Origin of the sequence: Streptomyces sp. NPDC007808 (assembly GCF_042868655.1) — a bacterium.
GTDB lineage: Bacteria > Actinomycetota > Actinomycetes > Streptomycetales > Streptomycetaceae > Streptomyces.
In genome coordinates this window covers 559,650-583,663 of record NZ_JBIAEQ010000008.1, presented here as the reverse complement: position 1 = coordinate 583,663, position 24,014 = coordinate 559,650, and the positions used below count along the sequence as shown (strand labels likewise).

Annotated in this window: 23 protein-coding genes; 22 read left to right on the top strand and 1 reads right to left on the bottom strand. The window is 70.4% G+C overall.

Features of this window, described 5'->3' with window-relative positions; genetic code table 11:
• The 10 genes from ACFYNL_RS30970 (at position 1) to ACFYNL_RS30925 (ending at position 9,868) form a co-directional block, all read left to right on the top strand.
• A complete protein-coding gene (locus ACFYNL_RS30970) occupies positions 1–2,355 on the top strand; it encodes an SDR family oxidoreductase (RefSeq protein ID WP_388809031.1) in 2,355 nt (784 codons plus the stop codon).
• Between the two features lie 42 nt (positions 2,356–2,397).
• Positions 2,398–3,843: an MFS transporter gene (locus tag ACFYNL_RS30965; protein ID WP_388809029.1), complete on the top strand. Its 1,446-nt coding sequence runs from the start codon at positions 2,398–2,400 to the stop codon at positions 3,841–3,843.
• Positions 3,833–4,417 (top strand): NADPH-dependent FMN reductase, encoded by a 585-nt coding sequence (locus tag ACFYNL_RS30960; RefSeq protein WP_388809026.1) that lies wholly within the window; start codon positions 3,833–3,835, stop codon positions 4,415–4,417. Before ACFYNL_RS30965 ends, ACFYNL_RS30960 begins: the two co-directional genes overlap by 11 nt.
• Positions 4,418–4,499: 82 nt before the next feature.
• A complete protein-coding gene (locus ACFYNL_RS30955) occupies positions 4,500–4,910 on the top strand; it encodes an acyl carrier protein (RefSeq protein WP_388809023.1) in 411 nt (136 codons plus the stop codon).
• Complete coding sequence (locus tag ACFYNL_RS30950; protein ID WP_388809021.1) at positions 4,907–5,740, top strand: 4'-phosphopantetheinyl transferase family protein; 834 nt, start codon at positions 4,907–4,909, stop codon at positions 5,738–5,740. Before ACFYNL_RS30955 ends, ACFYNL_RS30950 begins: the two co-directional genes overlap by 4 nt.
• Before the next feature lie 77 nt (positions 5,741–5,817).
• On the top strand, positions 5,818–7,380 hold the full coding sequence (locus tag ACFYNL_RS30945) for an acyl-CoA carboxylase subunit beta (RefSeq protein ID WP_388809019.1): 1,563 nt from the start codon (positions 5,818–5,820) through the stop codon (positions 7,378–7,380).
• Positions 7,381–7,419: 39 nt separating this feature from the next.
• Complete coding sequence (locus ACFYNL_RS30940) at positions 7,420–7,647, top strand: acyl-CoA carboxylase subunit epsilon (protein ID WP_388809017.1); 228 nt, start codon at positions 7,420–7,422, stop codon at positions 7,645–7,647.
• A gap of 208 nt (positions 7,648–7,855) precedes the next feature.
• A complete protein-coding gene (locus tag ACFYNL_RS30935; protein ID WP_388809015.1) occupies positions 7,856–8,365 on the top strand; it encodes a nuclear transport factor 2 family protein in 510 nt (169 codons plus the stop codon).
• A gap of 35 nt (positions 8,366–8,400) precedes the next feature.
• Complete coding sequence (locus tag ACFYNL_RS30930; protein ID WP_388809013.1) at positions 8,401–9,297, top strand: hypothetical protein; 897 nt, start codon at positions 8,401–8,403, stop codon at positions 9,295–9,297.
• A 1-nt stretch (position 9,298) separates the two neighbouring features.
• Complete coding sequence (locus ACFYNL_RS30925; protein WP_388809010.1) at positions 9,299–9,868, top strand: dTDP-4-dehydrorhamnose 3,5-epimerase family protein; 570 nt, start codon at positions 9,299–9,301, stop codon at positions 9,866–9,868.
• A 39-nt stretch (positions 9,869–9,907) separates the two neighbouring features.
• Here the strand turns inward: ACFYNL_RS30925 and ACFYNL_RS30920 are convergent, their stop codons facing one another.
• Positions 9,908–10,579 (bottom strand): hypothetical protein, encoded by a 672-nt coding sequence (locus tag ACFYNL_RS30920; RefSeq protein ID WP_388809008.1) that lies wholly within the window; start codon positions 10,577–10,579, stop codon positions 9,908–9,910.
• A 148-nt stretch (positions 10,580–10,727) separates the two neighbouring features.
• Here ACFYNL_RS30920 and ACFYNL_RS30915 point away from each other — a divergent pair, with 148 nt between their 5' ends.
• The 12 genes from ACFYNL_RS30915 (at position 10,728) to ACFYNL_RS30860 (ending at position 24,002) form a co-directional block, all read left to right on the top strand.
• Entirely contained in the window at positions 10,728–12,251 is a 1,524-nt protein-coding gene (locus tag ACFYNL_RS30915) for an FAD-dependent monooxygenase (protein ID WP_388809005.1), read from the top strand.
• Between the two features lie 17 nt (positions 12,252–12,268).
• Positions 12,269–13,618: a nucleotide disphospho-sugar-binding domain-containing protein gene (locus tag ACFYNL_RS30910; protein ID WP_388809003.1), complete on the top strand. Its 1,350-nt coding sequence runs from the start codon at positions 12,269–12,271 to the stop codon at positions 13,616–13,618.
• On the top strand, positions 13,615–15,219 hold the full coding sequence (locus ACFYNL_RS30905) for an MFS transporter (RefSeq protein ID WP_388809001.1): 1,605 nt from the start codon (positions 13,615–13,617) through the stop codon (positions 15,217–15,219). Before ACFYNL_RS30910 ends, ACFYNL_RS30905 begins: the two co-directional genes overlap by 4 nt.
• A gap of 155 nt (positions 15,220–15,374) precedes the next feature.
• Positions 15,375–16,535, top strand: coding sequence for a DegT/DnrJ/EryC1/StrS family aminotransferase (locus ACFYNL_RS30900; RefSeq protein ID WP_388808998.1), 1,161 nt, complete (start codon positions 15,375–15,377; stop codon positions 16,533–16,535).
• Between the two features lie 13 nt (positions 16,536–16,548).
• On the top strand, positions 16,549–17,628 hold the full coding sequence (locus ACFYNL_RS30895; protein ID WP_388808996.1) for a glucose-1-phosphate thymidylyltransferase: 1,080 nt from the start codon (positions 16,549–16,551) through the stop codon (positions 17,626–17,628).
• Positions 17,625–18,623, top strand: coding sequence for a dTDP-glucose 4,6-dehydratase (rfbB, locus tag ACFYNL_RS30890; RefSeq protein ID WP_388808993.1), 999 nt, complete (start codon positions 17,625–17,627; stop codon positions 18,621–18,623). Before ACFYNL_RS30895 ends, rfbB begins: the two co-directional genes overlap by 4 nt.
• Positions 18,616–19,932 (top strand): lipopolysaccharide biosynthesis protein RfbH, encoded by a 1,317-nt coding sequence (gene rfbH / locus ACFYNL_RS30885; RefSeq protein ID WP_388808990.1) that lies wholly within the window; start codon positions 18,616–18,618, stop codon positions 19,930–19,932. Before rfbB ends, rfbH begins: the two co-directional genes overlap by 8 nt.
• On the top strand, positions 19,929–21,341 hold the full coding sequence (locus ACFYNL_RS30880; RefSeq protein ID WP_388808987.1) for an NDP-hexose 2,3-dehydratase family protein: 1,413 nt from the start codon (positions 19,929–19,931) through the stop codon (positions 21,339–21,341). Before rfbH ends, ACFYNL_RS30880 begins: the two co-directional genes overlap by 4 nt.
• Positions 21,341–22,318, top strand: a complete 978-nt coding sequence (locus ACFYNL_RS30875; RefSeq protein WP_388808985.1) for a Gfo/Idh/MocA family protein — start codon at positions 21,341–21,343, stop codon at positions 22,316–22,318. Before ACFYNL_RS30880 ends, ACFYNL_RS30875 begins: the two co-directional genes overlap by 1 nt.
• 14 nt (positions 22,319–22,332) lie before the next feature.
• The gene (locus tag ACFYNL_RS30870; protein ID WP_388808982.1) at positions 22,333–23,292 is read left to right on the top strand and encodes an alpha/beta hydrolase; all 960 of its coding nucleotides are present in this window, start codon (positions 22,333–22,335) and stop codon (positions 23,290–23,292) included.
• A gap of 15 nt (positions 23,293–23,307) precedes the next feature.
• Complete coding sequence (locus tag ACFYNL_RS30865) at positions 23,308–23,835, top strand: nuclear transport factor 2 family protein (RefSeq protein WP_388808979.1); 528 nt, start codon at positions 23,308–23,310, stop codon at positions 23,833–23,835.
• Entirely contained in the window at positions 23,826–24,002 is a 177-nt protein-coding gene (locus tag ACFYNL_RS30860) for a hypothetical protein (RefSeq protein ID WP_388808976.1), read from the top strand. Before ACFYNL_RS30865 ends, ACFYNL_RS30860 begins: the two co-directional genes overlap by 10 nt.
• The last annotated feature ends 12 nt before the right edge of the window (positions 24,003–24,014 follow it).

Sequence of the window (24,014 nt, the reverse complement as noted above, 5' to 3'; positions counted from 1 at the left end):
ATGATCGGGGACTGCACCGAGACCCAGGTGATCGTGGTCGGCGCGGGCCCGGTCGGGCTGCTCCTCGCGGGTGAGCTCCGGCTCGCCGGCGCGGCCGTGGTGGTCCTCGAACAGCTCACCGCGCCGACCACCGAGTCGCGCGCCTCCACTCTGCACGCCCGCACCATGGAGGTTCTCGACAGCCGGGGCCTGCTCACGCCGCTCGGCGACATCCCCAGCGAGCCGATGGGCCACTTCGGGGGGATCCCGCTCGACCTCACCCTGCCCAGCCCCTATCCGGGGCAGTGGAAGGTCCCGCAGACCCGCATGGAGGAACTGCTCGGACAGTGGGCTCAGGATCTGGGCGCGGACATCAGACGCGGCCACGAAGTGACCGGCCTGACCGTGACCGGGGACCATGCCGAGGTCGAGGTGCGCACCACGGCGGGTACGACGGCGTACTTCCGTGCCAAGTCCGTCGTCGGCTGCGACGGCGAGAACAGCGTCGTGCGCCGGCTGGGCGGCTTCGCCTTTCCCGGCACGGACGCGGAACGCGAGCTCCTGCGCGCCGACGTGGCGGGGATCGACATCCCGAACCGCCGCTTCGAGCGGCTGGACGGCGGGCTCGCCATCGCCGCTCGGCGTCCCGACGGAGTGACCCGGGTGATGGTGCACGAGTTCGGAGCCCGGCCGGGAGCGGAGCAGCCCGGGTTCCAGGACGTCGTCGACACCTGGAAGCGCGTCACCGGGGAGGACATCGGCGGTGGCACCCCGTTGTGGGTGAACTCCTTCGGTGATGCCTCCCGGCAGGCGGACCGCTACCGAGACTTCCGGCTCTTCCTCGCCGGAGACGCGGCCCACCAGCAGATGCCGATCGGCGGCCAGGCCCTCAACCTCGGGCTGCAGGACGCCGTCAACCTCGGCTGGAAACTGGCGGCGCAGGTGGCCGGGCGGGCCCCGGACGGGCTGCTGGACAGCTACCACGACGAAAGGCACGCCGTCGGCCGGAAGGTCCTCGGCAACATCAGGGCGCAGGCGCTGCTGCTCCTGGGCCCGGCCGGCGTCGAGCCGGTCCGGCAGGTCCTCGCGGAACTGGCCGGCGAAAGCGAGAACGTGCGGGCCCGGTTGGCCGGAGCGGTGTCCGGCCTCGACATCCGCTACGAGGTGGGCCCCGGCGAACACCCCCTGCTCGGCCGTCGGTTGCCGCACTGGCGGCTCAGCACCTCCGAAGGCGCCGTCACCAGCGCGGCGACGCTGCGCTCCGGGCACGGCGTCCTGCTCCTGCTGCCGGGCGACGAGACCCGGCGCGCGGAGCTGCGCGCAGCCGCTGCGCCCTGGGCCGACCTGGTGCGCACGGTGACCGCCGACGCGTACTCCGGCGGCCCGGACGGCGCCGAGGCACCGCACACCGGTGCCCTCCTGGTCCGCCCGGACGGATACGTCGTCTGGGCCGACACCCGAGGCGCGGATCTGGAACAGGCGCTCACACGCTGGTTCGGCGCTCCGGCGGCTACGTCCCGTCCCGGCGCTGTGGTGCCGGTGCCGGTGCCGACCACAGCAAGGGCGAACAACAACTCGTCGGCCACAGCGACGGCGAAGAAGTGGAGAACAGACATGAACAGGCTCACGGGCAAGACCGCGCTCGTCACCGGATCCAGCCGGGGCATGGGCCGGGCGGCCGCGATCCGCCTCGCACGGGAGGGCGCGCTCGTCGCCGTCCACTACACGGCACGCAAGGACGCGGCCGACGAGGTCGTCACCGCGATCGAGAACGACGGCGGCCGGGCCTTCACGGTCCGTGCCGAACTCGGTGTCCCGGGCGATGTGCACGAACTCTTCCTCGGTCTGGAGGGCGGTCTGCGGGAGCGCACCGGCTCCACCGACCTGCACATCCTGGTCAACAACGCCGGTGTCATGGGCGGCGTCAAGCCCGAGGACACCACTCCGGAGAAGTTCGACGAGCTCTTCGCGGTCAACGCCAAGGCGCCGTTCTTCCTCATCCAGCGCGCGCTGAAGAACATGCCCGACGGCGGTCGCATCATCAACATCACCTCCGGCCTCACCCGGTTCGCCAACCCGGACGAGATCGCGTACGCCATGACCAAGGGCGCCGTGGACCAGCTCGCACTGCACTTCGCGAAGTACCTCGGCCCGCGGAACATCACCGTCAACTCGGTGGCACCCGGCATCACCCGCAACGACAACCCCGTCTTCGACATCCCCGAGGCGGTGGAGCAGATGGCACGGCTGTCCGCCTTCAACCGGGTCGGAGAGCCGGACGACGTCGCCGACGTGGTGGCCTTCCTCGCCACCGACGAGGCCCGCTGGATCACCGGCTCCTTCGTCGACGCCACGGGCGGCACGCTGCTCGGCTGAACGGACTCTCCATCCACCCAACCCCTATGGCGGAACGGGACCATGACGCTTTCGACGACACCTCGCGGCACGGGGTCGGCCCCGGCCGACGGGCGCTGGAGCCCCGCCCTGCGGTGGCTGCTGCTCGTGCTCGCCGGCAACATGCTCATCGACGCCCTTGAGGTGTCGGTGGCCCTGGTGGCGCTGCCCGCGATCGGCGCCGACCTGGGCCTGGCGGTATCCCAACTGCACTGGGTGGTCTCCGGGTTCGCCATCGGTTTCGGCGGTCTGCTGCTTTTCGGCGGTCGCGTGGTGACGTTGCTGGGCCGCAGACCCGTGTATCTGGCGGCGCTGCTGGTGTTCTGCGTCGCGTCCGTCGTGGGCGCGCTCGCCGACAGTGCGGCGCTGCTCGTCGCCACCCGTTTCGTGAAGGGATTCTGCGCGGCGCTCACCGCGCCCACCGGGATCGCCATCATCGCGTCCACGTTCCCGGAAGGTCCCGCACGCGGCCGGGCCCTGTCCGTCTACTCCCTGTTCGGCGCCAGCGGCTTCTCCGCCGGACTGCTGCTGTCCGGGGCGCTGACCGAGGTGAGCTGGCGCTGGACCTTCGCCGCCCCGGCGCCGGTGGCACTGCTGCTCTTCGTCGCCGGACTCCGGCTGATTCCACGCGACCGCCCCGGTCCCGGCAAGCCACACGGCTGCGACGCCGCAGGCGCCCTCAGCCTCACCGGGGCGATGCTGTCGCTGGTGTACGCGATCGGCTCGGGGCCGGGCGCCGGCTGGGACCATCCGCGCACCGTCGGTGCGTTCGCGCTCGCCGCGCTGCTCGCGGCGGTCTTCGTACGCGTCGAACTCACCGCCGGGCAACCCCTGTTGCGCCTGGAGCTGTTCGCCCATGGGGCGCTGGTGCGCTCCGCACTGGGCGCCGGTGCGCTGAACGGCTCGTATCTGGGACTGTTGCTGGTCAGCACGCTGCACCTGCAGCAAAGGGCCGGCTGGAGCCCGCTGCAGACGGGTCTCGCGTTCCTGCCGGCCGCCGCGCCGCTCGCCCTCACGGCTCTGCGCTCGGGCCGGATCGTGGCCCGCTTCAGCCCCGCCCCGCTGATCGCGGCGGGCGCCCTCGCCGCACCACTCGGTTATCTGCTCTACCCGCGCGACGGCTCGGCCGCCGTGCACTACGCCACCGACGTCCTGCCCACCATGCTGCTCGTCGGCGCGGCGTTCGTCCTCGCCTTCACCGCCTTCCACATCCAGGCCACCGGAGCGGTACCGGACGGCCGGCAGCAGGCGGCCGGAGGGCTCTACCAGAGTGCCGTCCAGCTCGGGGCGGCCCTCATGACCGCGCTCTGTGCCGCCCTCTACCCGGTGGGCATCGACGCGGCGCTCTGGCTGATCACGGCCGTCGGCCTGTTCGGCCTCGCCGTGGCCCTCGTCGGCTTCGTGCCGCGCAAGGGGGCGCCGTCCGGCGCCCCCGCCTCCCCTGATGAAAGGAAACCCCATGTCGAATGAGCCTCTGCGGCTCGCAGTCATCGTCAGCAGCGTGCGCGAGGGCCGGTTCGGACCGGTGGTCGGCGAGTGGTTCGCCGGGCAGGCCAGGCAGCGCGAGGACCTGACGGTCGACGTGATCGACCTGGCGGACCACGACCTGCCGGCCGCCCTCTCGCACAACCCGTCCCCGAAGACCGCCGAAGCGCTGTCCGAGGTGTCGCCCCGCCTGGAGCAGGCCGACGCGTTCGTCGTGGTGACCCCGGAGTACAACCGCAGCTTCCCGGCCTCCCTGAAGCACCTCATCGACTGGCACTACACCCAGTGGCGCGCCAAGCCGGTCGGCTTCGTCTCCTACGGCGGCCTGTCCGGCGGCCTGCGCGCGGTGGAGCAACTGCGTCCCGTCTACGCCGAGATGCACGCCGTCACCGTCCGGGACGTCGTCAGTTTCCACACCGCGTGGGAGCAGTTCGGCGAGGACGGCAAGCCGGTGGACGAGTCGGGCCCGGCCGGCGCCGCCAAGGTGCTGCTCGACCAGCTCGCCTGGTGGGGCACGGTGCTGCGGGAAGGCCGCGCCAAGCACCGCTACCAGGCCTGACCGCTGCCCCGGACAGGAGACACGGCCGGGGCGCGCGCGGCAGGTGCGGCGCGCCCCCGGCCCCCTCGACTTGGGGAGGACCATGACAGCGAACCGTACGGCGCGGGCCGCCCGCGCCCGCACGGCCGCGGGCCACGTCACCGTGCCCGACCGGGCCGCCCTGGCCACGGCCGGCTTCAGCGAGCGCATCCGGATCCTCGACGGCTACGTACGCCAGGAGCTCGGCCGGGTCCTCGGCATCGCTCCGCACCTGGTGGACACCACGGGCCGCCCGATGAGCAGCCTGGGCATCGGATCCATCGCCGGCCTCGAACTGCAGCACCGCATGGAGGCGGCGCTGCACGTCGAGCTGAATCTGCCGATGCTGCTGCTCGCCAACAGCGCTGCCGAACTGGTCGACTGTCTCGCCGGGCAGCTCGGGCCACGCGAGGGGGCAGGGCGCCGGCACGTCGACGCGGTCGGCGACCAGCACGGCTCGGTGGTCTCGGCATGACGAGTACAGTCCCGCCGGGCACCGTCCCCGCGGCGGACCCGCCCGGCACCGGCGCAGGGGAGTACACCGTGGCCCTGGGACGGCTCGACCTGTGGCTGGTGCGCCGGCCCGAGGAGCGTGCCGCCGAGCTGGACCGTTCCGAACTCGACGGGGCCGAGCGGCACAGGGCCGCCTCGTTCATCCGCCCGGCCGACGGACTGCTCTACGCGGCCGCCCACATCGCGCTGCGCCGGCTGCTCGGCCGCTACACCGGTACCGCCCCGCAGGACCTGACGTTCGTCCGCGAACCATGTCCCGGCTGCGGCGGGGCGCACGGCCGCCCCGCCCTGGCCGCCGCGCCGTTGCACTTCTCCCTCTCGCACAGCGGCGGGGTGGCCCTGGTGGGCGTGGCGGCGGTGCCGCTCGGCGTCGACGTGGAGCGGTTGCCGAGGCCGGAGTCGGTCGAGGTGTGCACGGCGGCGCTGCACCCGGACGAGCAGGCCGAACTGAGGGCCGTGGGCGAGGCGCACCGCAGCCCCCTCTTCGGCCGGATCTGGACCCGTAAGGAGGCATTCCTCAAGGGCATCGGCACCGGCCTGAGCCGCTCCCCGGCCGAGGACTACCTGGGCGCGGACACCACCCGGCACCCGTCCGGCTGGACGGTGCTCGACATTGCCTGCGACGACACCCACGCGGCCGCGGTCGCGGTGTGCGGGGCGGCCCCCCGCACGGTCAACGTCCGCTGGCTGGCCCAGGACTGGCTCGGCCCGGGCGGCGGCACCGGCACGGCGGCCGCCCCCCGACCGGCCCGGGCCACCGACGTACCGACTCCCGCGGCCACCGCCGGCTGAGGCCAGGGACCACCTGGACCCGGACCCGACGGCACCCGCCGCTTTCGACCACCGACCCACGGAGAGTGCGCACCCCCATGCCCGCGACAGACGACACGATCCGGACCCGTACCGACGAACTCGCCGAGATCAAGGAATCGGCGCGCAACGGAGACGCGGCCGCCACCGAGCGCCAGCACGCCAAGGGCAAGCTGACCGCCCACGAGCGGATCCAACTGCTGCTCGACAAAGGCTCGTTCAACGAGGTGGAGCCGCTGCGCCGACACCGCGCCAGCGGCTTCGGCCTGGAACACAAAAGGCCCTACAGCGACGGCGTGATCACCGGCTGGGGCTCCGTCCACGGCCGTACGGTCTTCGTCTACGCCCATGACTTCCGGATCTTCGGGGGTGCGCTCGGCGAGGCCCACGCCCAGAAGATCCACAAGATCCAGGACCTGGCCGAGGCGGCCGGCGCCCCCCTCGTCAGCCTCAACGACGGTGCGGGCGCCCGGATCCAGGAAGGCGTCACCGCCCTCGCCGGGTACGGCGGCATCTTCCGGCGCAACACCAGGGCGTCCGGCGTCATCCCGCAGATCAGTGTCATGCTCGGCCCGTGCGCGGGTGGTGCCGCCTACAGCCCGGCCCTGACGGACTTCGTCTTCATGGCCCGCGACACCTCGCAGATGTTCATCACCGGTCCCGATGTCGTCAAGGCCGTCACGGGTGAGGAGATCAGTCAGAACGGCCTCGGCGGTGCGGATGTGCACGCGGCTGTCTCGGGCGTCTCGCACTTCGTGTACGACGACGAGGAGGAGTGCATCGAGGACGTGCGCTACCTGCTCTCGCTGCTGCCTGCCAACAACCGCGAGCTCTCACCCGTGGAGCGCTCCGGAGACCCGGTGGACCGGCTCAACGACGCGCTCCTCGACCTGGTTCCGTCCGGCCCGGGACAGGCGTACGACATCCGCAAGGTCATCGAGGAAGTGGTCGACGACGGCGAGTACTTCGAGGTGCACCCGGCCTGGGCCACCAACCTCGTCTGCGCGCTGACCCGCCTGGACGGCCATGTCGTCGGCATCGTCGCCAATCAGCCCGCGTCGATGGCGGGCGCCCTGGACATCAAGGCATCGGAGAAGGGTGCCCGTTTCGTCCAGTTCTGCGACGCCTTCAACATTCCGCTGGTCACTCTGGTCGACGTGCCCGGCTTCCTACCGGGCGTGGACCAGGAGCACGACGGCATCATCCGGCGCGGCGCCAAGCTCCTGTACGCGTACTGCAACGCCACCGTGCCGCGCATCTCCCTGGTCCTGCGCAAGGCATACGGCGGCGCCTACATCGTGATGGACTCGCGCTCCATCGGCGCCGACCTCGCCCTTGCCTGGCCCACCAATGAGATCGCGGTGATGGGAGCCGAGGGTGCGGCCAACGTGGTCTTCCGCCGGGAGATCAACGCCGCCGACGACCCGGAAGCAGTACGCCGGCAGCGCATCACGGAGTACAAGGACGAGCTCATGCACCCCTACTACGCGGCCGAGCGCGGCCTGATCGACGACGTCATCGACCCGCGCGAGACCCGCTCGGTGCTGATCCGCTCCTTGGAGATGCTCCGCGCCAAACACGCCGACCTGCCCTCGCGCAAGCACGGCAACCCACCGCAGTGACCCGACGGCGACCTGTCACAACGACGGAGAGGCACAGCCATGAGTGACCCCCTCGCTCTGCCCGAGGTGTTCTTCCGGATCGAGAAGGGCAACCCCGACGCGGTGGAACTGGCCGCGCTCACCGCCGTACTCCTGACGTGCGGGACGCCCGGCCCGCCGGCGCCGGTCGAGCCGCCGAGGGCCGCCGCGCGCTGGGCGGGGACGGTGAAGTCCGCCACGCATCACACGCCGCGCAGCTGGCGGACCGCCGCCTGGCCCGGTATCTGACCCCCGGTGTCGAATGGCCCCCCGGCCGCCATCATCAACGTCCTCGCGGCACAGGCTGAAGATCAAGCCGGACCGCCCCGATCTTCAAGTGTCGGACACGGTCTTCAACTCCACGTCAACTCGATTGCTTCCCGCAACGGGGCTGAAGAGGGTTGTTCCAGGTGTCCGGTGGCGCCGGCTACGACAGGTCCACAGAGAGGAAAACACCATGACGGCACCCGTGACGGAGACGGCCGGAACCGGATTCGAGGAACGACTGCAGAACCTGGTCGACCGGGCCGAGATATCGGCGCTCATCGACCGCTACACCATTCTCCTGGACACCCAGGACGAAAGCGGCGTCGACCCGGACTGGCCTCAGCGGATCTTCACCGAGGACTGCCGGCTCACCTATCCGATAGGCGGGCACTCCGGCTGGGCGGGCCTGGCCGAGTTCCACCGTGAGGCGAAGGAGAAGTTCGCCGCGACCCATCACCTCAGCGGGAACCACGCCATCGTGCTCGACGGTGACCGGGCGGACGTCCGGTTCCACATGATGGCCACCCACGTCCACCGGCCCGAGACCCGCCGGGGTGCGCCGACGGATCCCGGGCCGCTCTTCGGAATCGGCGGTCACTACGTGGGTGAGGCCGTGCGCACCGATGACGGCTGGCGCTTCAGCACCTGGTCGTTCCACGTCGCGTGGACAGCAGGGGTGGGCCCTGCGGACCTGTCATGACGAAAGCCGCAACGCGGGAACGGGAGTCGTCGCACATGTCACCTCTGTCCGGACAGGCCGTCAGGCACTGCCACCACCTGCTGAACATTCTTCACTCCACGGTGTACTTCAGCCCCGACTTCGACAAGGAGCTGTCGGGCCGAGGGGTGGACGACCCGATGGGCCGCTATCTGGCCGGCCGGTCCGCGGCCCTCGGCCGGGTCGGCCCGGGTGTGGTCACGGCGAGTTTCTACAGCTTTCAGCACGCCATGGTCGCCCGGCACCTCCCGGCCGTATGGGATCGGGTGGCACCCGGCGAGGCACTGGCCGCCAGGCTGCGGGCGGCCGACAGCACATTGCGCCGGGTCCTCGGCGAGCAGACCGTCACCTCCCGGTCGATGAGCGACGCGGCCGGGCTGGCCCTGCGCGCGGCCGAGGCGGGCGTGCGTCCCGGGCGGCCGCTCTACGCGGCGCACGCCGACCAGCCCGTGCCGCGGGAACCGCATCTGGCGCTCTGGTACGCCGCCACCCTGTTGCGCGAGCACCGTGGGGACAGCCATGTCGCCGCACTCGGCGCCGCGGGTCTGGACGGCCTGGAGGCGCTGGTCTCGCACAGCGCGAGCGACGACGGCATGCCTCGCGAGGTGGTGATGACCAAGCGCGGCTGGACTGCCGAGGACTGGTCGGCGGCCGAGGACCGGCTGCGCGAGCGCGGCTTCATGGCCGCCGACGGCTCCCTCACCGAACAGGGGCGCCGGATGCGCCGCGCGCTGGAGGAGGACACGGACCGGCGGGACCGTGCCCCTTATGAACACCTCGGTGAACAGGGCGTCGCCGAACTCGTCGCGCTGACGGCCGACTTCGTCCGTACCGCCGCCGCGGCGGGGGCCTTTCCCGCCGAGCTTGAGGGCTTCTTCCTCGGGGCGGTCGACACGAAGAACCTCCGGAGCTGACGTGCGCATCACCGAGCTGGGCATACCCGGGGCGTTCCGTATGACGCCCCGGCACATCCGTGACACCCGGGGGTCCTTCTACGAGGCACTTCGCGTGGACGACCTGCAGAAAGAGCTGGAACGCCCCTTCACCGTCCAGCAGATCAATTACTCGGTCTCCCGCCGCAACACCCTGCGTGGCATACACAGCGTGACCAGCCCGCCGGGACAGGCGAAGATCGTCACGAGCGTGCGAGGAGTTCTCCGGGACATTCTGGTCGACCTGCGCGTCGGATCCCCGACCTATGGCCGCCACGTGAGCAATGTCCTGGACGCCGACGCCGGCGTATCGGTCTTCGTGCCCGAAGGCGTCGGGCACGGATTCCTCACCCTCACCGACGACGCCTGTATCTGTTACGTCCTCTCCACGGCGCACGTCCCGGGCACCCAGGTCGACATCAATCCCCTCGACCCCGAACTCGACCTGCCATGGGGGTTCACGGAGCCACCCCTGATGTCCGACAAGGACGCGTCCGCGCCGACCGCCGCCGAAGCACTGAGGGCCGGGCTTCTCACACCCTGGCGGGGGTGAGTGGCCCGGCCCCCAGGGGGCTCGGTCGACAAGGAGGCTTCAGGAGGCGGAACCGGTCAGCTGGTGGTGCAGCACGTAGCACTTGCCGCCCAGCCCGCGCACGCCGCCGAGACCCTGCAGTGTGGTGAAGGCCCGGCTCGACAACTCGCTTTCGAGAAAGGCCCGATGGGCGTCCGCCGAGGTCCACTCGGCGTAGTTGAGGACGTGCACCCCGTCGGTGCTCAGATGGAAGTGCATCGCCTTCAGCCCTGGGAAAGACTCACCCAGGGGTCCGTCGAGGAGTGCGTCCACCGCCTGCCGCTGCCGCTCCGGACCATCCACGTCGAAGACCGGCGTGACGACACATACGGCGTCCTCCGCGCCCCCCGAGGTGTTGCTTCGATAGCGGCGGAACACCTGCGGACGCAGACGCCCCGCATCCGCCTCGGTCTCCAGACCCGGAATCGGCAGCGGCGGATGGGCCTTGGAGAATTCATCGAAAGACGATTCGTCGGCCCACTGTGAAATAGTCATCACATGTTCGCCGTCGATGCTTTCAAAACAGCTCAGCGAACGGAATTCAGCGGGCAGGGGCAGGCTCGACCAATGTGCCATGATGCTTTCCACGGCCCCCTTCTGACGGTCCCGGTCGCCGACGAACCGACGGCTCACCAGCACGATGTCCGCGTCGGGCCGGTCCATGCGGGGCAACGGGGCACTGCTGACAGTCATGGTGAATCTCCGTAATGTCGATTTCAGTCGATGTGGGCAATCCCATCGTCGACGCCGAGTGCCCGCCCGCCAATGCGGTTTTTCTGACATTTGAATCGAGCTGACCAAGCTCTGTAGTGGGAACTATTGAGCCTGCTCGCAGTCCTCCGTGAAGGTTGAAGTCGAGAGCTCGGCATCAATGCGAGGGAGAAAGATGGGTACGTCCGTCATCGTTGTAGGCGCCGGTCCGGCCGGACTGATGCTGGCCGGAGAGCTTCGCCTGGCGGGCGCCGAAGTCGTCCTCGTGGATCGTCTCGACGGCCCGACAGATGAATCCCGAGGCATGGGATTCACCGCACGGACCATGGAGATCTTCCGGCAGCGCGGCCTGCTCCACCGTTTCGGCGAAGTGATCACCCCCATCGCCGGCCACTTCGGCAGCCTGCCCCTGGACTTCAGCCCCGACAACGGTATCCACGCGAGTGTTTCCGGAGTGCCACAGCGATTCACCGAGCAGGTACTGCGTGACTGGGTCGCGAGCCTCGGAGTCACGGTTGCGTACGGCCATGAGGTGACCGCGCTGACCGATCACGGTGACACGGTCGAGGCCGAGATCGCGGGCCCGAACGGCACCGAACGGCTGCACGCCGCGTACCTCGTGGGGTGCGACGGTGGCCGGTCCACGGTGCGCCGCCTCGGCGGATTCGACTTCCCGGGCCAGGACGCCACCGTGGAACTGCTGCTGGCCGACATCAGCGGTCCCGCCATCAGCCCGCGCTTCACCGGTGAGCGCTCGCCCGCCGGCATCGTCCTCGCCGCACCCCTGGGCCCGGACGTCAGCCGCATCGTCATCCGGCTGCACGGCGCCCGCCCCCAGCACCGCACCGAATCCGTGGAGTTCGCCGAAGTCGCCGCCGCCTGGAAGCAGTTGACCGGCGAGGACATCAGCGGAGCCACCGCGCACTGGGTCAGTTCCTTCACCGACGCCGCCCGCCTCGTGGACAGCTACCGGCGCGGCCGGATCCTGCTCGCCGGCGACGCCGCCCACATCCATCTGCCGGCCGGCGGACAGGGCATGAACGTATCCCTCCAGGACAGCTTCAACCTGGGCTGGAAGCTGGGCGCCGTGGTCACCGGACGTGCCCCCGACACTCTCCTCGACACCTACCACGAGGAACGCCACCAGGTGGGCCAGGCCCTGATCACCAACACCCTCGCCCAGGGCATGCTCTTCTTCGGCGGGTCCGAGACCCAGCCGCTGCGCGATGTGATGACCCGTCTGATCGGCTTCGAGGAGCCCAACCGCTTCCTCATCGGGCAGGCGAGCGGCCTCGACGTCCGCTACGACGTCGGCATCGGCGCGCACCCGGGTCTCGGCCTGCGGATGCCGGACCTGGACGTGGCCACGGGCGCCGACCCCGGCACCACCACCGTCTCCCAACTGCTGGGACCGGGACGCGGCGTCCTCCTGGACCTCGCCGACGACGCCACGCTGCGCCAGACCGCCGCGCCCTGGAACGACCGCGTCGAGGTGACCACCGGCGCCTTCCGCGACCTGCCTTCCTACGAACCGTTCGCCGGGACCGACGCGGTGCTGCTGCGCCCCGACGGTCATGTCGCCTGGACGTCTCCGGGCACGGACGACGGGTTGGAGACCGCGCTGAACCGCTGGTTCGGCACCCCCCGCACATGACACGGGAGATCCGTGTCATGCCAACTCCCGACCGACCAACGGAGAAGTCCTTGCGTGTCGTCTTCACGATGCTGCCGGTGACGGCACATCTCTTCCCGCTGACCCCACTCGCCTGGGCCCTGCAGAGCCAGGGCCACGAGGTGCGCGTGGTCACCCACGCCGACCAGGAGACCGTCGACGCCATCACCGCCGCGGGGCTGACCGCCGTACCGCTGCGCGAGAAGATCGACGTCCCCGCCGCTGTCGCCGCCACGGCGCACGACGAGCGGCTGGAGTCCATCGCCCGGACTCTCGGCGTCACCCCCGCGGACACCAACCGCTGGCAGATGGTGCGGCACTACCTGCTGGCCCTCTTCGCGATGTACACCTCCGGCGCGGCACGCGCCCCTGAGCCGGACGGGCCGCGGCCGGCCGTGGACGAGCTCACCGACTTCCTGCGTGACTGGCAGCCGGATCTGGTGCTCTGGGATCCGCTGTTCACACCGTCCCCCGTCGCGGCCCGTGCCGCCGCGGTCCCGCACGCCCGGTTCCTCTGGGGCCTGGACCAGTTCGGCTGGGTCCGTCAGCAGTACACCGAGAAGCTGAACAGCAGCAACCCGCCGGGCCAGGACGTGATGGCGGAGATGATCCGTCCTCTCCTTGAGCGCTACGGCGACACCTTCGACGAGGAGGTGCTCCTCGGCCAGTTCAGCGTGGACCCGACTCCACAGGGCATGCAGCTGCCCGTCCAGGGCGTCACGGTGCCGGTGCGCTGGGTCCCCTACACCGGCGCCGCGCCGCTGCCCGACTGGCTGCGGGAGCGGCCTGCCAGGCCCCGGGTCGCACTGACCCTCGGCACCAGCGCCCGCGCCCTGTTCGCAGGCAACGAGGAGTTCACCGCACGGCTGGTGGCCCTGGCCGACGGCCTGGACGTGGAGTTCGTGGCCACCCTCACCGCCGGCCAGCTCGCCGGGGTGGGCAGGCTGCCCGACAACATCCGCGCCGTCGACTACGTCCCCCTCACCCAGCTCCTGCCGACCTGCTCGGCCGTCATCCACCACGGCGGCGGCGGCACGATCTCGGCCGCTGTCGCCCAAGGACTGCCCCAGCTGATGCTGCCGCTCAAGGGCTCCGAGTACGTCGACATGGCGCGGTACGTCGAGAGCCGGAAAGCGGGACTGGTGATCGAGGCCGAGCACGCCGGCGTCGAGGAGATGCGGGCGCAACTGGAACGGGTGCTCACCGAACCGGCCTTCCGGGAAGGCGCCGCCGCACTCCGGGCGGACATGGCCGCCGCCCCGGCGCCCGCGGACATCATCCCGCAGCTCGCGAACCTGATCGCCGGGCACGGGCGCACCTCTGCGTCGGATCGAAAGGACGCCTCATGAACACCTCCGCCACGCCGCGCGCCGGGCGGCGCGAGTGGATCGGCCTCGTCACCCTGGCACTCCCCACCGTGCTGCTGTCCATGGACCTCACGGTCCTGCATCTCGCGGTGCCGATGATCAGCGCGGACCTGAAGCCCAGCGCCGCCGAGCTGCTGTGGATCACCGACATCTACGGGTTCACGCTGGCCGGGTTCCTGATCTGCATGGGAACCCTCGGGGACCGGATCGGCCGCCGCAAGCTGCTGCTGATCGGTGGAGTCGCCTTCGGCCTGACCTCGGTGCTCGCGGCCCTGTCCACCAGCGCGACCATGCTCATCGTCACCCGCTGCCTGCTGGGCATCGCCGCCTCGACACTGATGCCCTCCACGCTGTCGTTGATCCGCAACATGTTCCTCGACGCCAAACAGCGCTCCGTCGCCATCGGCGTATGGATGACCAGCTTCATGGTCGGAGCCCTGGCCGGCCCGCTGGTCGGCGGCGCGCTCCTCGGCACCTTCTGGTGGGGCTCGGTCTTCCTGCTGGCCGTCCCGGTGATGGTGCTGCTGCTGGCCGTCGGCCCGGTGGTGCTGCCGGAGTACCGCAACGAGAACGCGGGCCGGCTCGACCTGCCCAGTGCTCTGCTGTCACTGCTCGGGGTGCTGAGCGTGGTGTACGGAGCGAAGAAGGTCGCCTCTGAGGGATTCGGGCTGCTGCCGCTGGGCTTCGTGCTGCTCGGCCTGCTCCTGGGCGTCGTCTTCGTCCGCAGGCAGCGAGCGCTGAGCCACCCCCTGCTCGATCTGAACCTGTTCAAGAGCCGCTCCTTCAACACGGCGCTGACCGCGATGACGCTCGGCACGCTCATGATGATGGGCGTCAATCTGCTGGTCGCCCAGCACCTCCAGCTGGTCGCCGGTCTCGCCCCCTTCAGGGCGGGACTGTGGATGATGCCGATGACCGTGATGGCGATCATCGCCGTGATGATCGCCACGACCCTGGTCCGCACGGTGCGCCCTGCCGTCATCATCGCCGTCGGACTGGTCATCGCGGCCGTCGGCTTTCTCATGCTGACGCGACTGGACAGCTCGTCCGGCATCGGCATGCTCGTGGCGTCCTCGGTCGTCTTCGCCGCGGGCCTGAGCCCGGCCGGAGTGCTGAGCACCGACATCCTGGTGGGGTCCGCCCCGCCGGAGCGGGCCGGCGAGGCGTCCGCGATCCAGGAGACCAGCACCGAGTTCGGCGGTGCCCTCGGTCTCGCCCTGCTCGGCAGTGTCTTCAACGCCGCTTACCAGAACGAGATCAGTGACAAGGTGCCCGCCGACGTACCCGACGCCGCGGTCGGCGACACGCTCGGCGGCACCCTGGCGGCGGTCGAGCAGTACGGCGAGACCGCCTGGGGCGATGCCCTGATCGCGGTGTCCCGCCAGTCATTCACCGAGGCATTCCACACCACCGCACTGGTCTGTGTGGCGATCGCACTGGCGACCGCGGCCCTGGTGGCCGTGTTCCTGCGGCAGACACCCGCAACCGGCACCGCGTCCCCGGACCACGACGCCCACGAGGACGACGAGGAAGAAGTCCCCGCCACCGCGCAGGACGCCACGGTCAGCACCGACCGCGCCTGACCGTTCGCCTTCCCCAGGCGCCCGACCGTTCGCCCTCCCACCGCGGCAGCCGTCGCCCTGCCGCGGTGGGACCCGCAACGATCCCCGTCGTCCGACGGCGCTTTCGCCTGCCCGTTCGCCCGTCCCGGCCCAGAGCATCCACAGGAGACGCAGAGATGATCAACGTGTTCCAGCCCACGCTCGGCGATGAGGAACTCGCCGCCGTTTCCGAGGTGTTCGCGAGCAACTGGCTAGGACATGGCCCGCGCACCAAGGAGTTCGAGCAGAGGTTCGCCGCCCATCTGGGAGTCGATCCCGGCCATGTGCTGTTCATCAACTCCGCCACCGCGGGGCTGTTCCTGGCCACCGAACTTCTCGGGCTCGGGCCCGGCGACGACGTGGTCATGCCGTCCGCGAGCTTCGTCGCCGCCGGAAACGCCGTCGCCTCCACCGGTGCCCGACCGGTCTTCTGCGATGTCGACGAACGGACCATGAACCCGACCGTCGCTCACGTGGAGCAGGCCCTCACCCCCGACACGAAGGCCGCTTTGATCCTCCACTACGGCGGTCACCCCGGGGATGTCGCCGCGATCGCCGAGCTCTGCCGCCGACGGGGCATACGGCTCATCGAGGACGCGGCCTGCGCGGTGGCCTCCACGGTCGACGGCACGGCCTGCGGCACCTTCGGCGACGTCGCCATGTGGAGCTTCGACGCGATGAAGGTCCTGGTCACCGGGGACGGCGGCATGCTGTACGTCCGCGATCCCGAACTCGCCCTGCGGGCCAAACGACTGGCGTACCACGGACTGGAGCAGTCCAGTGGGTTCTCGGCGGCCAGGGTCTCGCACCGTTGGTGGGAGCTGAACGTCAAGGACTTCGGCCGGCGGATCGTCGGCAACGACATCACTGCCGCCATCGGACTCGTCCAGCTGGCCCGGCTCCCCGAGTTCGTCGAGCGGCGCCGCGCCATCAGTGAGCTGTACGACCGGCTGCTCGCGGACGTCGACGGTGTGGTCCTGCCGCCCCGGCCGCCGCGGGGGCACACCTCGTCCCACTACTTCTACTGGGTGCAGCTCGACCCCGCGATCCGCGACCGGGTCGCCGCCGACCTCCTGGAGGAAGGCGTCTACACCACCTTCCGCTACCCGCCGCTGCACAAGGTCCCGGCGTACGGATCGGACCACGCCGACCTGCCCGGCACCGAGACCTCCTCCGAGAACACTCTGCTCCTGCCGCTGCACCAGGGGCTCGACGACGAGGACGTCTTCAAGGTGGCCGCCGTGCTGCGCAAGTCCGTGGAGCACCGCTCCGCGCAGGCCGCTTCTCTTACACAGTGAGGAACCCATTCCCATGAAGGCTCTGGTGTTGTCGGGCGGGTCGGGGACCCGTCTGCGTCCGTTCAGCCATTCGATGCCCAAGCAGCTGATCCCGATCGCGAACAAGCCGGTTCTGGAGCATGTGGTCGAGAACATCCGGGAGCTCGGCATATCCGAGATCGGGATCATCGTGGGCGACTGGGGGGACCAGATCGCCGCCGTGGTCGGAGACGGCACACGACTGGGGGTGAAGGTCACCTACATCCAGCAGGACCAACCGCTGGGACTGGCCCACTGCGTCTCGCTGGCGCGCCCGTTCCTGGCGGACGACGACTTCGTGATGTATCTCGGGGACAACATGCTGCCCGACGGAGTGCGATCGGTCGCCGAAGCGTTCCGCGCGCAGCGGCCGGCCGCGCAGGTCGTCGTGCGCAAGGTGGCGGACCCGCGGGCGTTCGGCGTGGCGGAACTGGGTCCCGACGGTGTCGTGGAGCGATTGGTGGAGAAGCCTTCGCAGCCGCGCAGCGACCTGGCCATGATCGGCGTGTACTTCTTCTCGCCGGCGATCCATCGGGCCGTCGACTCGATCACGCCGAGCGCACGGGGCGAGCTGGAGATCACCGATGCGATCCAGTGGCTGGTGGAGCACGGGGAGACAGTGCGGGCCAGCCAGTACCACGGGTACTGGAAGGACACCGGTCGGGTGGACGACGTCCTGGAGTGCAACCACCACATCCTCGCCGGACTGAGCGCGGACGTCGCCGCCCCCGGCCCCGGCGCGGTCGACGCCGACAGCACCCTGAACGGGCAGGTCCGCATCGAGGCGGGCGCCCGTGTCATCAACTCCCGCATCGACGGCCCCGTGGTGGTCGGCCAGGGGACCGTGATCGAGAACTGTCACATCGGCGCGTACACGTCGATAGGGCGCGACTGCCTCCTGAGCGGGACCCGCATCAGGGACTCGATCGTCCTCGACGGCGCCACCGTCACCGACGTACCGGGCCTGCAGAGCTCACTGATCGGCCGCAACGCGAACGTCGGAACGGGCGACGACGGCATCTCCTGCCACCGCCTGGTGGTCGGCGACCACACCCGGATCGAGGTGGCGGCATGAAGATCCTTATCACCGGCGGCGCCGGCTTCATCGGCTCGCACTACGCACGCGCGCTCCTGGAGGGACGATACGAGGGCGCTGCCGAAGCCCACGTCACCGTCATCGACAAGCTCACCTACGCCGGCAACCGCGACAATCTGCCGGCGAGCCACCCGCGGCTGCGGTTCGTCCAGGGGGACATCTGTGACGCGGAGCTGCTGAGGGAGCTGCTTCCTGGACACGACGCCGTGGTCCACTTCGCCGCCGAGTCGCACGTGGACCGCTCCCTGACCTCCGCGGCCGAGTTCGTCCGGACCAACGTGGGCGGCACCCAGACCCTCCTCGACGCCTGTCTGACCAGCGGCATCGAGCGGGTCGTCCATGTCTCCACGGACGAGGTGTACGGCTCCATCACCGAGGGCTCCTGGACGGAGAGCCGGCCCCTGGCCCCCAACTCGCCGTACGCGGCCAGCAAGGCCGCCTCGGACCTGCTGGCCCGCTCCTACTGGCGTACGCACGGTCTCGACCTGTCGATCACCCGCTGCTCCAACAACTACGGCCCCCACCAGCATCCCGAAAAGCTGATCCCCCTTTTCGTCACCAACCTGCTCGAAGGCGCGCAGGTGCCGCTGTACGGCGACGGACGCAACGTCCGCGAGTGGCTGCACGTGGACGACCACTGCCGCGCCGTCCAGCTGGTCCTGACCAAGGGGGCGAGCGGCGAGATCTACAACGTCGGCGGCGGCAACGAACGCAGCAACCTCGACATCACCGAGGCGCTCCTCCACCTCTGCGACAGCGACTGGTCCATGGTGCGCAGGGTCGCCGACCGCAAGGGACACGACCTGCGCTACTCCCTCGACGACAGCAAGATCCGCGAAGAGCTCGGGTACGCCCCGCGCGTCGACTTCGACCGGGGCCTCGCCGACACCGTCGCCTGGTACCGGGACAACCCCAACTGGTGGAAGGCGGTCAAGCACCGCCCCGCACACATGGAAGGCCTCAAGCATGGCTGAGACCAGTGCCCACAAGGCGAACGTCCTGAACGCGACCCGTGCCTACCACGAGGAACTGCAGCGCGCCAAGAACGCGTTCGTACCGGGCGTCACCGAGATCTGGCCGTCGGGCGCCGTCCTCGACGCGGACGACCGGGCCGCCCTGGTCGAGGCCGCGCTGGACATGCGCATAGCCGCCGGACCCAGCTCACAGAAGTTCGAGTCCGCCTTCGCCCGCCGGCTCGGACGGCGCAAGGCCCACCTGACCAACTCGGGCTCCTCGGCCAACCTCCTGGCGCTGACCGCGCTGACCTCGCACACCCTCGGCGACCGGCGGCTGCGCCCGGGGGACGAGGTGATCACCGTCGCGGCCGGCTTCCCGACCACGGTCAACCCCATCGTGCAGAACGGGCTCGTCCCCGTCTTCATCGACGTGGAACTGGGCACGTACAACACCACCGCGGAGCGGGTGGCGCAGGCGATCGGCCCCAGGACCCGGGCCATCATGATCGCCCATGCGCTCGGCAACCCGTTCGAGGTCGCCGAGATCGCCCAACTCGCCCAGGCCCACGACCTGTTCTTCGTCGAGGACAACTGCGACGCGGTCGGCTCCACCTACGGCGGCAGGCAGACCGGCACATTCGGTGACCTCGCCACCGTCAGCTTCTACCCGGCACACCACATCACGATGGGGGAGGGCGGCGTCGTCGTGACCTCCGACCTCAAGCTCGCCCGAGTGGTGGAGTCACTGCGCGACTGGGGCCGCGACTGCTGGTGCGAGCCGGGCAAGAACAACACGTGCTTCAAGCGCTTCGAGTACCAGATGGGCAAGCTTCCCAAGGGGTACGACCACAAGTACATCTTCTCCCACGTGGGCTACAACCTGAAGGCCACCGACCTCCAGGCGGCGCTGGGCCTGACGCAGCTGAAGAAGGTCGACGGGTTCATCGAGGCGCGCAGGCACAACTGGCGCAGGCTGCGCGAGAGCCTCGACGGAGTGCCCCACCTGATGCTGCCCGAGGCCACCGCCGGAAGCGACCCGAGCTGGTTCGGCTTCGTCCTCACCGTGGACCCGGACGCGCCCTTCACCCGGGCCGCCCTGGTCGACTTCTTGGAGAGCCGCAAGATCGGCACCCGCCGGCTGTTCGCCGGCAACCTCACCCGCCAGCCCGCCTATGTCGACCAGCCGCACCGCATCGTCGGGGACCTGCGCAACAGCGACATCATCACCGAGCACACCTTCTGGGTCGGCGTCTACCCGGGCCTCACCGACGAGATGATCGACTACGTCGCCTCCAGCGTGAAGGAGTTCGTGGGGGCCAACGGATGACCGCCACCACCGTCGGCAGCGCCCGCGGCACCGACCGCACCGCGCTGCGCCCGCACGAGGATCCCCGGCTGCCCGAGCGCATGGCCCGGTCCGCCCTCGCCACCGACGGGGCGGGACTGCGCACCGAGGACTTCGCGCACTGGCTCGACGCACGCCGCCGTGCCCACGCGTCCCGGGTCGACCGGATCCCGTTCAGCGAGCTGGAGGGCTGGTCCTTCCAGGAGGACACCGGCAACCTGGTGCACCACAGCGGGCGATTCTTCTCCGTGGAGGGGCTGCGCGTCACCGTCGGCGACGGCCCGTACCGCGCCTGGCAACAGCCCATCATCAAGCAGCCCGAAGTGGGCATCCTGGGCATCCTGGTGAAGGAGTTCGACGGGGTCCTGCACTTCCTCATGCAGGCCAAGATGGAGCCCGGCAACCCCAACCTCCTGCAGCTGTCGCCGACGGTTCAGGCCACCCGCAGCAACTACACCAAGGCCCACAAGGGCGCGGACGTGAAGTACATCGACCACTTCACGCAGGCCGGCCGCGGCCGGATCCTCGCCGACTCGCTGCAGTCCGAGCACGGGTCCTGGTTCCTGCGCAAGAGCAACCGCAACATGCTCGTCGAGGCCCTGGAGGAGGTGCCGCTCGACGACGACTTCTGCTGGCTCACCCTCGGCCAGATCGGCGAGCTGCTGCGCCGGGACAACGTCGTCAACATGGACGCGCGTACGGTCCTGTCCTGTGCGATGTTCCCCGAGCCGGGCGGGCACGCCCTGCACTCGGACACCGAGCTGCTGTCCTGGTTCACCGCCGAACGGGCCCGGCACGACGTCCGTGCCGAGCGTGTCCCGCTCAGGGGGATCACCGGCTGGAAGCGCGGCCACGCCACCATCGACCACGAGGCAGGACGGTACTTCAGCGTGGTGGCGGTCGCCGTCCAGGCGGGCAACCGCGAGGTGGCCCGCTGGACCCAGCCGCTCTTCGAGCCGCGCGGCCTGGGCGTCACGGCCTTCCTGACCCGTAAGTTCGGGGGAATCCCGCACCTGCTGGCGCACGCACGGGTCGAGGGCGGCTTCGCCGACACCGTGGAACTGGGACCGACGGTCCAGTACACCCCGGAGAACTACTCCCACCTGACGGGGGCCGACCGCCCGCTCTTCCTCGACGCGGTGCTCAATGCGGACCCGTCCCGCATCCGCTACGAGGCGGTGCACTCGGAGGAGGGCGGCCGGTTCCTGAACGCGGAGAGCCGTTATCTCTTCATCGATGCCGACGAGCACCAGGCGCCGCTCGAACCGCCGCCCGGCTATGTGTGGGTCACCCCGGAGCAGTTCGCGAGACTGCTGCGGCACAACCACTACGTCAACGTCCAGGCCCGGACCCTCCTGTCCTGCCTGAGCTCACGGGCGGTACGGCTCTGATGGATCCCGTGCGCATGGGAGTGCTGGGCTGTGCCGGAATCGCACAACGCCGCATGCTCCCCGCGATGTCGGCCGACCCGGCGGTGGAGCTCGTCGCGGTCGCCAGCCGGGACGCGGCCAAGGCCCGGGCCACCGCGGCCCGATTCCGTTGCCGGGCGGTGCACGGCTACGCCGAACTGCTCGCTCGCGAGGACGTCGACGCCGTCTACGTGCCCTTGCCCGCCGCGCTGCACGCGACGTGGGTGCGGGCGGCGCTGGACGCGGGCAAGCACGTCCTCGCGGAGAAACCGCTCACCACTGATCACGCCGTCACCGAGGGGCTGATCGCCCGGGCCGCGGCGGCCCGGCTCGCGCTGATGGAGAACGTCATGTTCGTCCATCATCCGCAGCACGCGGCGGTACGACGCCTGCTGGCGGACGGGACGATCGGCGAACTCCGGCTGCTGATCTCGGCGTTCGCGATTCCCCGGCTGCCCGACGACGACATCCGGCACGACCCGGAGCTGGGCGGCGGAGCCCTTTGGGACACCGGCGTCTACCCGGTACGGGCGGCGCTGTACTTCCTGGGACAGGAACTCCGCGTCGAGGGCGCGTCCCTCGTCAAGGGTGCCGGCGAAGCGGTGGACACGGCGGGCACGGCGCTCCTGAGCACACCGCGAGGCGTAGCCGCCCAGCTCTCCTTCGGCATCGATCACGGCTATCGGTCGGCCTACGAACTCTGGGGGAGCGAAGGGCGTATCAGCGTGGAACGCGCCTTCACTCCCGCCGCCGACCACGCGCCGCGCATCCGCATCGAGCGGGGCACGCGAACCGAGGACATCCAGCTGGCGCCGGACGACCAAGTGGCCCGTACCGTACGGGCGTTCGTCGACGCCGTGCACGCCGGCGCGGCACCGAACGAGGCTTCGCTGCATCAGGCGGCTCTCCTGCACGCTGTGCGTCGGCGCGCCACCACGGCCGACCTGGACCGGCCCTGATGGAGACCTACCCGATGGCAGACATGGCCGATGCCCCGGAGATCCACAGCATCACGCTCGACGCCGCGGGCGTCCCGATCTCCGCACTGCTCGCCGAACCGGCCGGCCCTCCGCGTGCCGTGGTGGTGGCCATCCACGGGGGCGGCATGAGCGCCGGCTACTTCCACAGCCGCGCCAGGCCCGGTCTCTCCCTGCTCGACCTCGGCGTGCGGCTCGGATACTCCGTCCTGGCCGTGGACCGTCCCGGCTACGGCGCGTCCGCCCCCCATCTGCCCGAGGGACAGACGCTCGACGGCCAGGCGACCACGCTGCACGCCGCGCTGGACGACTTCGCGGGCGGCCACGACACCGGAGCCGGCTTCTTCCTGGTGGCACACTCCAACGGCGGCAAGCTCGCGCTGGCCGCCGCGGCCGGACCGTCCGACGGTCGGCTGATCGGCCTGGACATCTCCGGACTGGGCAGCGCCCTGGCCGTCGACCCGCACCGACTGCCCGGCCCGGACAGCCACGGTGACTGGCGTCGCCACTGGGGGCCGCTGCGGCTGTATCCGCCGGACGCGTTCCGGCTCGGCCGGGCGCTGGTGAGGCCGGTACCAGGCATGGAGGCGGCAGAAGGGCCCTTGTGGCCCCGCCTGTATCCGGGCATCGCCGCTCTGGTCACGATCCCGGTCCGGTTCACGTTCGCCGAGCGGGAACTGTGGTGGCGCTTCGACGAAGAGGCCGTCGAGGCGCTCACAGCACCGCTGTCCGGCACAAAGGTGACGGTCGACCATCAGCCGTACGCCGGACACAACATCAGCCTCGGCTGGGCGGCCCGCACCTACCACCTCAAGGCGCTGGGATTCCTGGAGGAATGCCTCCTGGCGCGGGACGCGGCACCGCCTCGGCGGCCACCCGCCGGCCACCCGCAGCCGCCCGCGCAAGCACCGGACGTCCGCCGTTCAGCTGCTCACCACGCCCGCACGCACGGGTGAGAAGGGATGCCTCGCATGGCTCCGCCCGACGAGAGGGTCCCAGGGCCGGACGAGCGGCTGCTCGGGCTCGCGGACCGCGCCGAACTCACCCAGCTCGTCAGCCGGTTCGTCACCGGCCTCGACCACCCCGACGCGCAGGGGTGCGACGAGACGTGGTACCGCGCGCTGTGTGCCGAGGACGTCGCGCTCGTCCTGCCCAACGGCACCCATCACGGCATCGTGGGGCTGCCGCAGTTCCAGAGCCGTTCCCGACGGCAGTTCGCGCACACCCATCACCTCGTCACGAACTGCCTGGTCGAACTGGGCGGGGATCGAGCCACAGCACGGGCGAACGTGCGTGCGACCCATGTGCGGCACGGCGACGGTACCGTCCCGACCTTCGTCGGCGGCGCGCTGTACGACGTCGAGGCCGTCCGCACGGCCGACGGCTGGCGGCTGTCGCGGCTCACCGTGACGGTCCGGTGGACCACCGGCGGCCCGCGCCGACTCCCTGGCGTACCCCTCGCTGCCCCAGGACGACGTGGAGTCCCACCATGCCCCTGATCTGGCGCCATGGCAGCACCCTGCCGTGGCCGCGGGGCCTTCTGCTGCTGCGCGCCTCGCCGTTGATCCGCCGGCCCCGCCCGCAGCCGTCCCGGTGGGGCGGCAGGGCGGCGGCGGTGGACCGCAACCTGTCCACCATCCGCTGTACCCGCGGAAAGCAGCGCTGACGCGCGCGGAAT